Source organism: Grylomicrobium aquisgranense, from assembly GCF_033971865.1.
Classification (GTDB): Bacteria; Bacillota_I; Bacilli_A; order Erysipelotrichales; family Erysipelotrichaceae; genus Bulleidia; species Bulleidia massiliensis.
In genome coordinates, this window is record NZ_JALBUR010000050.1 from 1 (window position 1) to 11075 (window position 11075).

Below are 11075 nucleotides of genomic sequence, written 5' to 3' on the forward strand. Positions count from 1 at the left end.
CTCCTTTCATCAAACTACACAACCATAATAAAAGGCGCACCGTTAAAGCGACGCGCCCGCACCGTCAATTCAACATAAATGCACCGGTTTTAGCGGAAGACATGTACCGACGAACCGGAATTTGCATTGTGTTCGATTCGAACAGTGAAGAATGACATTGTGTTTTTGAATGATGCTTTGCGTCAGGAGCAAGTTGGCAGCATTCAGTCTTTGAAGGCAAGGGGATATTTGTTCTGCCCAGAAGATGATTCTCGTTTGTCGGCGTTGAAGACGGAGCTGATGGTCTGGCAGAGTGTGTGTTATAATCGACCAATTGTTGAAACAAACCGTATCCTGTTTGTAGAGCAGATGCTGCTGTCAAATGACGCTGTTAAAAAAGAAGATCTGTGCGAAAAGCTGTTTATTTCAGAATCTACCATTTCTCCCATCCTGCAGGAAGTTTCTTCTTTTCTGCAGTCTTATGGCCTGCGTATTGCCTCACTGCCGGGTGTTGGCCTGAAAGTTGCCGGCAGGGAACAGGATCAGCGTTCCTGCATGGTCGAAATTGCCTGTTCTTTTTACCATGATGTTACGCTGCTGTATCCGGTTGAGAAGTTTGACCATATGTTTTATGAGTCACGCAGTGATTATGAAGATGTGCGTCATGCCCTGCTGAAGATTCTGCGGGACAGCAGAATCTCCGTTTCGGATATCTTTTCAAAGAAGCTGGCAACGCATCTTGTGCTGATCAAAAGACGTGCGGCAGATGGCCGTCATCCTGTATTTGATGAGACGATGATCCGTGAAATCAAGGATACGTATGAGTTTGAACTTGCACAGGCCATCTTCTGTGATCCTGTGATTTATTCATATATTGGGCCGCAGGAAGAAATTGAAATGGTAAATTATGCGCGCCTTTTGATCATTGCCCGTGATATTGATCTGCGCCATACAAATGATGTGGAAACATTGAATAGTACATGTGTGATTCAGGCAGGTAAGCTGACAGATCATGTGATTGACATGCTTCGTGATGGTGTGTTTGGCTCATTTTTCGATATGGAAATCTTCCGGCTCTATGAACGGGACTATGAGTCAATTGTTCTGCAACTGTATCTCAAGCATCATTTTGATTTGACTGGCAAGATACGGTTTGTGACATATGTGGAAGCAGATACGGATTATTTGTCACCGTTTGCAAAGGAAATGGTACGGCAGATGATTGCCTGTCTGCAGCAGATCTTTCACGAGCGGATTGAATCCGGGGAAATACAGATGCTTGCAGTACTGACGGATTATATTTATAAGCAGGTCAGATATCCGTATCATAAGCTTAGGCTGGCAACTTCATGCATGGAAGGAAAGGTTGCCGGCAATCTGATCAAGGAAAACCTGCAGGATCATTTTGGTCAATACATTGCATACAATGATGTGTTTGACTTATATGAGATGCGCAAAGTGAATTTTGCAAATTATGATCATCTTGTCCTATCTTCCAGCAATCCTCTGTATTATTCCTATCCTCTGAAGCGCATTGTGTATCAGGGACTTTCAACCAAGGGTGGAAGAAAAGAACTGTTCCGGGAAATGTTCTGTGATGGGTATGAGAAGACGGTTGTTGAGAAGCTTTGCCGTATGACGCGAATCTTTCCGGATGCGGATGTGCCGGATGCCGACACAATGATGAAGATGTTAACGTTCAAGTATGGCAGATCAGATCAGGATCAGAAGAAGCTGGAAGAGAGTCTTGAAACAAGAAGGCAGATATCTTCGTACTGCTACAATTCACAGACGGCTGTTGTGATGCTTGATTATCCGTATGTTGGACGGGAACTGCTCGATATTTATGTGCCAAAACAGTCATTGTATTGCCATGGTACGGTGGAGATGAAGTATCTGATTGCGGTTTGTTTGAAACCGGGTATGAAAGTATCAGATTTGAAGCAGGTAAACCGCATGATCCAGAATGCATCACAGGATGCCTCTTTGATGCAGAAACTGGTTTCTGATCCTGCAGAGACCTGGCATCAGATTTGGTTTGAGATTGTTGAAAACAGTTTTGTTAATGGAATTTAGCTTTCTGCATGTATCATCGTGCAGCTTGATCATCTGCACTTACTATAGTGTCAAAAGATGCATTCACACATTCTGGTGTGGATGCTATTTTTGTATCGCAGGAAAGAGAGAAGCACAAATCATGTTGAAATTGTTTCTATCATCTCATGGCCACTTTGCCAGCGGCATGAAAAGTTCAATTGATATTTTGTCGGGTTCTTCCGATCGTTTGACTGTTTTTGATGCATATGTGAATCAGGAGAATGTCGCAGATCAGCTGAATGCATTCTATCAGACAGTGAAAGACGATGATCAGGTGATTCTGCTGAGTGATCTGTATGGCGGCAGTGTCAACCAGCAGATGTATTTGTTTCTGAACCGTCCGAATACAAGATTGATTGCAGGCGTGAATCTGGCACTTGTGCTTGAGTTATCGATTCGTGATTCGATCAGTGATGAAGATCTTGAGAAGCTGGTTGCCCAGAGCCGTGAGATGCTTCGCATTGTTAAGAATAATCAGGATGATACAGAAGAAAGCAATACCGCGGATGATTTCTTCTGATCCATCATACATTCCTAGAAAGGGGAGAAAATGATTACACTTGTTCGTCTTGATGAGCGTCTGATTCATGGTCAGATTGCCATCAAATGGTCACGCAATACAGGCGTTGACCGCATTATGGTCGCAAATGATGCGGCTGGTACTAATGAAACAATCAAGAAATCACTGCTGATGGCAGCGCCTTCTACCTGCAAAACGGCAATTAAGACAGTGGATGAAACACTGCGGATGCTGCAGAATCCGAAGGCGGCCAATCATAAGATTCTTCTGTTAGTTTCCAATCCGGAGGATCTGATCAAAGTGCTGGAGAATGCAAAGGATATTGAGGCAGTGAATATCGGTAATTATGGCCGTATTGCTCCAAAACATGATGGCAAGGAGCGCCAGACATATCGTGAGAATCTGTATCTGTATCCGGAAGAAGCCGATTTGCTGAAGAAAGTGAAAGAGCTTGGCTATGATGCTTTCTATCAGACAACGCCGGAAGAAGCAAAGGAATCGCTGGAAAAGATTCTGGAGAAGAAATGAGGAAAAGATAATATGGTAAAAGCAGCGATTATTGTCAGTATTGCATATTACGTTCTGTATGTGCTTGACCTGGACTTTCTGTCCTGGCAGTGTCTGACCAGACCGATTGTGGTAGCACCGGTTGTTGGTGCACTGCTTGGTGATTTCAAGACAGGTATTATCATGGGTGCTTCGCTGGAATCGATCTTCATGGGTATTTCTGCCATTGGTGGTTCTATTCCGGCAGATGCGACAACCGCTTCTGCGATTGCTGTTGCCTATACGATTCTGACTGGTGCTACAGCTGAAGAGGGCCTTGCCATTGCCATGCCGATCGGCACAGTCATGGCAAGTATCAATGCCGCCATTACTTCTGCTGTTGGCTCTCCTCTGGCAGCACATTGGGAAAAGCTCGCAGCAACAAACATCCATCAGTTCAATGTACAGACGATCTCCTGGACTTTGATCCAGCCGCTGATCATGACCCTGATTCTGTTTGTAGGTGTTGCCTATGGTGTTGATGGGCTCAATGCAGCGATCAATGCACTTCCTTCCTTTGTGATGACAGGTCTTACGGCTGCTTCCTCGATGATGGTAGCTGTTGGCTTTGCCATTCTGACATCCATGATCTGGGATAAGGAAGTTGCTGTGTTCTTCTTTGTGGGTTATGTCATTGCAGCATATACATCTCTTGGTACGCTGCCTATTGCGATTCTTGGCACAGCAGCTGCAGCAACATTGTTCGTCATTGAAAAGAAGAATATTGATCTCAAGAATGAACTGACGGAAAAACTGAAGAACGCATCCGTAACATCTGCGGGTGATGACGATGATGAGGAGGATTTCTTCTGATGGCAAACCAGGTAAGTGTGGAGGATAAGAAAGTTCTCCGTAAAATGTTCTTCCTGTCTCACCTTGTCTTCCCAGCTTTCAATATGGTGAAGATGGAGGCAGTTGGCTTTACGTATACAATGGAGCCGGCAATTGAATCCATTTACAAGGATGATCCGGAAGGCAAGAAAGAAGCGTATCTGCGCCACCAGGCATTCTTCAATACAAATGCCGTTCCGTTTGCCTTTATCGCTGGTCTTGCCTATGCCATGGAGAAACAGCATAAAGCAGGCCAGGTTGATGGTGCCACCATTGAGAATGTAAAGGCATCCCTGATGGGACCGACCGCAGGCATGTTCGATTCTCTGTTCTTTAACACATTGAGAGTCATTGCGGCTGGTATTGCCATTGGTCTTTGCTCACAGGGAAACTTTGCCGGTGTGATTCTGTTCATCCTGCTCTATGGTGTGACACAGTCCATCTGCAAATACTTCCTGCTGAACTGGGGCTTCACGCTTGGTACTTCATTCATTGATAAGGTATTCAATTCCGGATTAATGGATGTTCTTTCCAAGAGTGCATCCGTGCTTGGTCTTACCATGGTTGGTGCTATGACCGCAACAATGGTCAATGTACCTCTGACATGGACAATCAACACAGGCGAGACATCTGTTGTCATCAAGGATGTACTGGATTCGATTTTCCCGGGACTTCTCGGTGTCATCCTTCTGTTTGTCCTTGTTCATCTGATCAAGAAAGGCTGGCGTCCAACCAAGCTGATTCTGCTTGTCTTCATCATTGCCTTTGTTGGCGCAATCCTGCATATATTCTGATTGACTGCGGTACAGGAGAAAAAAGTACTTCTGTACCGCTTGCTTTTTGACGGAGGATCACAGATGGATCTGAAAGATAAAATGTTCCTGTATGGAATCCAGTTTGGCACCAGAAATACACGCCGTCAGAAAAGATTGTTTATTGATCAAGTCTGTACGGTGTGCAAAGACAAAAAAGTTCCGGTGCATGTACAGCAGAAGACTTCATCTTTGTTATCTGTCTGCAATCTGATCATTGGTGATCCTGACAAAGCAGATACAGTCATTGCGGCATCCTATGACACACCTGATCTGGCCTTGTTTCCGCAATTCTGCTGGTATCCGTTTCATATGCAGAAAAATCGGGAATGGAACCGGATGCATATGGTGATTGAGGCCTGCCTGTTCTGCCTGCTGATGGCAGCGGCGATATTCCTGCTTGCGTTTTACCGGCCTGCCAATCCTGTTGTGCATGTTCTGGCTGTGATCATTGGCATCCTGCTTGCCCTTTCCGGCATCAAGGTTTCCGGTGGACTGCCGGTACATATCAGCTACAATATGAATTCGGCTTCAGTGGCAGTGATCATGGATCTGATTGACGGCATTGCTGAAACAGGAAAACATGTCTGCTTCGTTCTGTATGGTGAAGGGACAACGTCAGTGGAAGGCGTCAAGATTCTCAAGGAGGAAATTCCTGGAGATAAGCAGATCATTTTCCTCAGTGCTCTGGCAAAAGGCGACTATCATTTTGCCATTCATGCAAAAGGAACAGCGGTACCAGATATCCTGCAGAAGAACTTGCCGGAATATGAAGACCATTGTCTTTCAGAGCAGCAGGCAGCACAGAGCATTCTGGCATTGTATCCCAAAGGGATCATTCTGATGTCAGGTGACCGAGATGGCAGGGATTTGGTTGTAAGAAATGCATGTACAAGGAAAGACATGGATGTTGATATGAAGCTTCTGCAGAAGACAGAAGATACGTTATATGAATTAATAGAGAAAGAGGAAAGTGCAAATGTCTAAATTATTAACACAAGGTGATGATTTTGGCTTTACCAGAGGTGTAACACTTGGCATTGTGGATTCGATAGACCGCGGTGTATTGCGCAATACGGGGCTGTTTACCAATATGCCCTCGGCGGAATTTGCAGTGAGTTTCATGGCAGACAGACCACAGGTATGCTTTGGCATTGACTTCAATATCGTATCAGGGAAGCCGGTGGCAGATCCTGCCAGGATCCCGCACCTTGTGGATGAAAATGGTGAATTCATCCGCTCTGGTGTGCGGGTAAAGGATCCGCGTTTTGCAACAGAGCAAGGCAGAAGAGAAATGTTTCCGTATGAGGAATGCTATACAGAAATGAAAGCACAATATGACCGTTTTCTTGCTCTGACAGGTAAGAAACCTGGTTATCTGCATGCCCATTCTTTGATGCATGAAAACTATATCCAGGTCATCCGCGATCTTTCCAAAGAAACAGGCATTCCGTTTTCCATGGATATCCAGAAACAGTATGGATTTGTGTCAATGATGAACTTCATGGATCTATCCAAATCATCTTTGAATAAAAAGGTGTTTGATCCGGAAGCACAGCTTGCCAAGACACCATTGGAAGACAATTTGAAACATGAAAAGGAATACCTGGCATCGGAATACTTCGAGATCGGCGGACATCCCGGCTACATTGATGATGAACTGCTTGGCCTGACGACACTGTCATTGGAGCGCTGCAAGGATGCAGCGATGATGATGTCGCCAAAGCTGAAAGAATGGATTGATACAAATCATGTCGAACTGATTACCTACTATGATTTGTATCAGCAGCACTGAAAATCTGCATGAATGGGCAGCACAGCTGCCCTTTTTACGTGCGGCTGACAATGATGCTATGATTATGGCAAAGCGATGAAAAGAGGATGGTGCTATGGATTCATTTGTGCGCAATAAAGAAATGATCCGCATTTTTGCAAAGATGCTGAGAGGATTGGATATTTCTGAAGAAAAGAGAATTCATGATTTACCTGCATGGGAGCAACTGTATTATCTGCAAGCTGCCATGGAGTTGAGAGATATCGAAGAAGAGGAAACCGAAAGGGAAGAAAAGAGGCTGCCGATGCATGAAGTAGCAACATCGGATGAAAAGCAGGCAATCCAATTCCTGGATTATTACAGGATTCCCTGGAAATATAAGACTGTGCATGGAAGAAAGTATCTTGCGGCTGCAACAGTAGACGTTACCAGGATCTGGGATGAATATAACAAGATGGACAGAAGATACTGCGATATCAGAGATCATGCCCAGTTCTTCCTGAGCGTAAATCCAGCCGGCGGTGAAAAGACAGCTGTGTATGTGATGAATCCATACATGTCGTTAGAAGAAGCACAGGATACTTTGAAAAAGTTTAAGGAACTGGAATTGTGTCCGTACAGTGTGTATGGCAATGATACACCAAGCCTGGTGAGGAAGATTTCACTTGATGCGGATTGACTTACTTCAGATACTCAAAATTACTTAAAATGCTTAAATGAAATGCGGACTGAAATACAGATTGATGCCTGTCTTGCTGCTGAAAAATCTGAAAAAGAGAAAACGTACCTATATAATTAGCAATATAGAATTCATCTGAGTAGTGTCGAAAACCCGGAAGGCAACTGATAGGTATCTGACGGCTGAGAAGCCGGAGATATAAAAAATTGCGGCCAAGGCGCAATAAAAACAACTTTGGAACTCGTTCTTTCAAAACTGAATCTTCAATGCTTACAGCTCATCCTTTATCCAGGCATCAAGATGGATATTGATGCCGGCAAAGATTGCGAAGAAAGCATGCTTGGATCCATTACGGATTTTCATCTGGTGAAGATGATAGTCGTTCAGGATTCTGGTGTTCATTCTTTCTGTCGAAGTTCTGTTCCGGTAAATCTCTTTCCACTTTTCAGACCTGTATGGAACAGGTCCGAAGAGCCGGATGTCATCACCGTCATTGACGTATATCGTTCTTCCATAAGCGGAAGAACTGCACTCATTCGCAAATGGACAGGAGGAAATCTTATTCATCCTGAGTGGGCAGCGGAATTTTCTGCGCTTTCTCTGGATGTCGTAGCCATAGTCATACATCGGTGTTCCATTCGGACAAACAGGCACGCCATTCTCATTCAGCTTGAACTTATCAAAGGGATTGTCCCCAGCAGACCGTTGATTGCGGTCGATGATTGGAATAATATTCTTGTGACGGAAGAACTGAAAGATGGCAAGACTGTCAGAAGCTGCGTCAAAGCACATGTATCGCGGGTGGATATCGGGATTCATGTCAAACAGACGTGCTGAGGCAGATATGGTGGTCAAAGCATCGTGCCGTGAGGCTTTCTCAAGATCGATATAGATAGGCAAGTCTACTGATCTATGGGGATTGTGGTACGAGATGTTGTAAAGAGTGTAGCCGAGATAGTAGGACTCAAGATCACTGTCCCATCCGATGTCAGCGTCAGGTGCAGAATAGCGGACGAGAGGATTTCCATCCTTATCCAATTTGACTTTGTGGCCAAATGGAGAGGCGTGGATGTGAAGCGAAGAACCATCTCCGGACAAGATGAGATTATTCGACTCAATGAATCCCATGTCGGAAGAAGGAATCACAGCCAGTGCATTGAAGAGAGACTGAAGTGTGTAGATCATCCGATCCCGATCCCATTCGGCGCCGTTTTTATATTTGTCAGCGAGAAATAAGGTTTCGGAATGTGAATAGTTAATCAGCTTGTCATGGTTCTTGGGTTTCTTTTGAGAAGGCTTCGTATAGTAACCCTGCTGCAGCAGATCAGAGAGATGTGGATCTGAGTGCGTTAAACGATTGATAAAGTCGTAATGAGAAGCAGGACCAGGCGGAGAGAAAGAGCCAATCAGCCATTGAAGCAGAGAATCAGAAGACAGATCTGCACACCAGTTATGAATGGACAAATACCCGAGGTGCTGCATGAGAATGAAGGACCGGATGAGCACAGCGGGGTCATGAGCCGGACGGCCGGTAACAGAGTAGAGAGGAAACAGAACATCTACGGCAAGATCGACGTCCAACTTCCGAAGCTTATGCAAAGCAGAATGGAACTTAGAAGTATCCAGTCGTTTAAGCTGAGCATAACCAAGATGATCTTTTTCATCCCTAAGGAAAGCACGATATTCCAGGGACGAAGAGATATGTTTGAGCATTTCACTCACCTCCCACCTTTTCAAGAAAAGCGAGCGAAGCGAGCAGGGCACGCTTGAAATTTTGTCAAGAGTTGACAGCGAAAAAGTGGGGGGATTATGAAATGAGGAGCGCAGAGAAAAGAGCGTTGCCTGTACTCCTAAGAGTTTTCGACAACGCTCCATCTGAGTAGTGTCGAAAACCCGGAAGGCAACTGATAGGTATCTGACGGCTGAGAAGCCGGAGATATAAAAAATTGCGGCCAAGGCGCAATAAAAACAACTTTGGAACTCGTTCTTTCAAAACTGAATCTTCAATGCTTACAGCTCATCCTTTATCCAGGCATCAAGATGGATATTGATGCCGGCAAAGATTGCGAAGAAAGCATGCTTGGATCCATTACGGATTTTCATCTGGTGAAGATGATAGTCGTTCAGGATTCTGGTGTTCATTCTTTCTGTCGAAGTTCTGTTCCGGTAAATCTCTTTCCACTTTTCAGACCTGTATGGAACAGGTCCGAAGAGCCGGATGTCATCACCGTCATTGACGTATATCGTTCTTCCATAAGCGGAAGAACTGCACTCATTCGCAAATGGACAGGAGGAAATCTTATTCATCCTGAGTGGGCAGCGGAATTTTCTGCGCTTTCTCTGGATGTCGTAGCCATAGTCATACATCGGTGTTCCATTCGGACAAACAGGCACGCCATTCTCATTCAGCTTGAACTTATCAAAGGGATTGTCCCCAGCAGACCGTTGATTGCGGTCGATGATTGGAATAATATTCTTGTGACGGAAGAACTGAAAGATGGCAAGACTGTCAGAAGCTGCGTCAAAGCACATGTATCGCGGGTGGATATCGGGATTCATGTCAAACAGACGTGCTGAGGCAGATATGGTGGTCAAAGCATCGTGCCGTGAGGCTTTCTCAAGATCGATATAGATAGGCAAGTCTACTGATCTATGGGGATTGTGGTACGAGATGTTGTAAAGAGTGTAGCCGAGATAGTAGGACTCAAGATCACTGTCCCATCCGATGTCAGCGTCAGGTGCAGAATAGCGGACGAGAGGATTTCCATCCTTATCCAATTTGACTTTGTGGCCAAATGGAGAGGCGTGGATGTGAAGCGAAGAACCATCTCCGGACAAGATGAGATTATTCGACTCAATGAATCCCATGTCGGAAGAAGGAATCACAGCCAGTGCATTGAAGAGAGACTGAAGTGTGTAGATCATCCGATCCCGATCCCATTCGGCGCCGTTTTTATATTTGTCAGCGAGAAATAAGGTTTCGGAATGTGAATAGTTAATCAGCTTGTCATTGTTCTTGGGTTTCTTTTGAGAAGGCTTCGTATAGTAACCCTGCTGCAGCAGATCAGAGAGATGTGGATCTGAGTGCGTTAAACGATTGATAAAGTCGTAATGAGAAGCAGGACCAGGCGGAGAGAAAGAGCCAATCAGCCATTGAAGCAGAGAATCAGAAGACAGATCTGCACACCAGTTATGAATGGACAAATACCCGAGGTGCTGCATGAGAATGAAGGACCGGATGAGCACAGCGGGGTCATGAGCCGGACGGCCGGTAACAGAGTAGAGAGGAAACAGAACATCTACGGCAAGATCGACGTCCAACTTCCGAAGCTTATGCAAAGCAGAATGGAACTTAGAAGTATCCAGTCGTTTAAGCTGAGCATAACCAAGATGATCTTTTTCATCCCTAAGGAAAGCACGATATTCCAGGGACGAAGAGATATGTTTGAGCATTTCACTCACCTCCCACCTTTTCAAGAAAAGCGAGCGAAGCGAGCAGGGCACGCTTGAAATTTTGTCAAGAGTTGACAGCGAAAAAGTGGGGGGATTATGAAATGAGGAGCGCAGAGAAAAGAGCGTTGCCTGTACTCCTAAGAGTTTTCGACAACGCTCCATCTTAAAGAGGGGGAGATGAGTGTGATGAAAAACATCAAAGCAAAGAGCGTTGCACTTTCCACAACAGCTGTCATAACGCTTCTTTCAAGTACTTGCAGTGTCAAAGCAGAAGAAGCGCAGCCAACAGTATCACCGGAAAGTACAAGTCAGAGTGAGACAGCAGCACCTGCTGAAAAGCTGAAGGCTCCGGAAGCAGTCAGTGATAGAACGGGTTCCCATTCA

11 protein-coding genes are annotated in these 11075 nt (G+C 45.0%); 9 read left to right on the plus strand and 2 right to left on the minus strand.

The genetic code is table 11. The annotated features are described in order from the left end of the window. Positions 1 to 255 precede the first annotated feature (255 nt). From MOZ60_RS10865 to MOZ60_RS10900, 8 genes are all read left to right on the plus strand, one after another. Positions 256 to 2055, plus strand: a complete 1800-nt coding sequence (locus MOZ60_RS10865) for a helix-turn-helix domain-containing protein (protein WP_370596698.1) — start codon at positions 256 to 258, stop codon at positions 2053 to 2055. A gap of 121 nt (positions 2056 to 2176) precedes the next feature. Then, positions 2177 to 2596, plus strand: coding sequence for a PTS sugar transporter subunit IIA (locus MOZ60_RS10870; RefSeq protein WP_370596699.1), 420 nt, complete (start codon positions 2177 to 2179; stop codon positions 2594 to 2596). A gap of 30 nt (positions 2597 to 2626) precedes the next feature. Continuing rightward, on the plus strand, positions 2627 to 3124 hold the full coding sequence (locus MOZ60_RS10875) for a PTS sugar transporter subunit IIB (RefSeq protein ID WP_320098800.1): 498 nt from the start codon (positions 2627 to 2629) through the stop codon (positions 3122 to 3124). A 12-nt stretch (positions 3125 to 3136) separates the two neighbouring features. After that, the gene (locus MOZ60_RS10880) at positions 3137 to 3955 is read left to right on the plus strand and encodes a PTS mannose/fructose/sorbose/N-acetylgalactosamine transporter subunit IIC (protein ID WP_370596700.1); all 819 of its coding nucleotides are present in this window, start codon (positions 3137 to 3139) and stop codon (positions 3953 to 3955) included. Then, positions 3955 to 4767 (plus strand): PTS system mannose/fructose/sorbose family transporter subunit IID, encoded by an 813-nt coding sequence (locus MOZ60_RS10885; protein ID WP_370596701.1) that lies wholly within the window; start codon positions 3955 to 3957, stop codon positions 4765 to 4767. The genes MOZ60_RS10880 and MOZ60_RS10885 overlap by 1 nt, the downstream gene beginning before the upstream one ends. 63 nt (positions 4768 to 4830) lie before the next feature. Continuing rightward, entirely contained in the window at positions 4831 to 5772 is a 942-nt protein-coding gene (locus MOZ60_RS10890; protein ID WP_370596702.1) for a hypothetical protein, read from the plus strand. Next, complete coding sequence (locus MOZ60_RS10895; protein WP_370596703.1) at positions 5765 to 6580, plus strand: ChbG/HpnK family deacetylase; 816 nt, start codon at positions 5765 to 5767, stop codon at positions 6578 to 6580. The genes MOZ60_RS10890 and MOZ60_RS10895 overlap by 8 nt, the downstream gene beginning before the upstream one ends. Before the next feature lie 94 nt (positions 6581 to 6674). Continuing rightward, positions 6675 to 7238, plus strand: coding sequence for a hypothetical protein (locus tag MOZ60_RS10900; RefSeq protein WP_370596704.1), 564 nt, complete (start codon positions 6675 to 6677; stop codon positions 7236 to 7238). 270 nt (positions 7239 to 7508) lie between these two features. Here MOZ60_RS10900 and MOZ60_RS10905 read toward each other — a convergent pair whose 3' ends face one another. Beyond that, positions 7509 to 8951, minus strand: coding sequence for a transposase (locus MOZ60_RS10905; protein ID WP_108774786.1), 1443 nt, complete (start codon positions 8949 to 8951; stop codon positions 7509 to 7511). Between the two features lie 297 nt (positions 8952 to 9248). After that, positions 9249 to 10691 carry a transposase gene (locus MOZ60_RS10910; protein ID WP_370596705.1) on the minus strand — a complete coding sequence of 481 codons (1443 nt, stop codon included), beginning with the start codon at positions 10689 to 10691 and terminating at the stop codon, positions 9249 to 9251. Between the two features lie 186 nt (positions 10692 to 10877). On the opposite strand from MOZ60_RS10910, the gene MOZ60_RS10915 reads away from it, so the two are divergent. Then, positions 10878 to 11075, plus strand: a 198-nt coding sequence (locus tag MOZ60_RS10915) for a hypothetical protein (protein WP_370596706.1), incomplete at its 3' end; no start/stop codon positions are given.

Coding starts and splice junctions, on each gene's coding strand:
- MOZ60_RS10875 (WP_320098800.1), top strand. CDS start 2,627: ATGATTACACTTGTTCGTCTTGATGAGCGTCTGATTCATGGTCAGATT.
- MOZ60_RS10885 (WP_370596701.1), top strand. CDS start 3,955: ATGGCAAACCAGGTAAGTGTGGAGGATAAGAAAGTTCTCCGTAAAATG.
- MOZ60_RS10880 (WP_370596700.1), top strand. CDS start 3,137: ATGGTAAAAGCAGCGATTATTGTCAGTATTGCATATTACGTTCTGTAT.
- MOZ60_RS10910 (WP_370596705.1), bottom strand. CDS start 10,691: ATGCTCAAACATATCTCTTCGTCCCTGGAATATCGTGCTTTCCTTAGG.
- MOZ60_RS10890 (WP_370596702.1), top strand. CDS start 4,831: ATGGATCTGAAAGATAAAATGTTCCTGTATGGAATCCAGTTTGGCACC.
- MOZ60_RS10895 (WP_370596703.1), top strand. CDS start 5,765: ATGTCTAAATTATTAACACAAGGTGATGATTTTGGCTTTACCAGAGGT.
- MOZ60_RS10900 (WP_370596704.1), top strand. CDS start 6,675: ATGGATTCATTTGTGCGCAATAAAGAAATGATCCGCATTTTTGCAAAG.
- MOZ60_RS10870 (WP_370596699.1), top strand. CDS start 2,177: ATGTTGAAATTGTTTCTATCATCTCATGGCCACTTTGCCAGCGGCATG.
- MOZ60_RS10905 (WP_108774786.1), bottom strand. CDS start 8,951: ATGCTCAAACATATCTCTTCGTCCCTGGAATATCGTGCTTTCCTTAGG.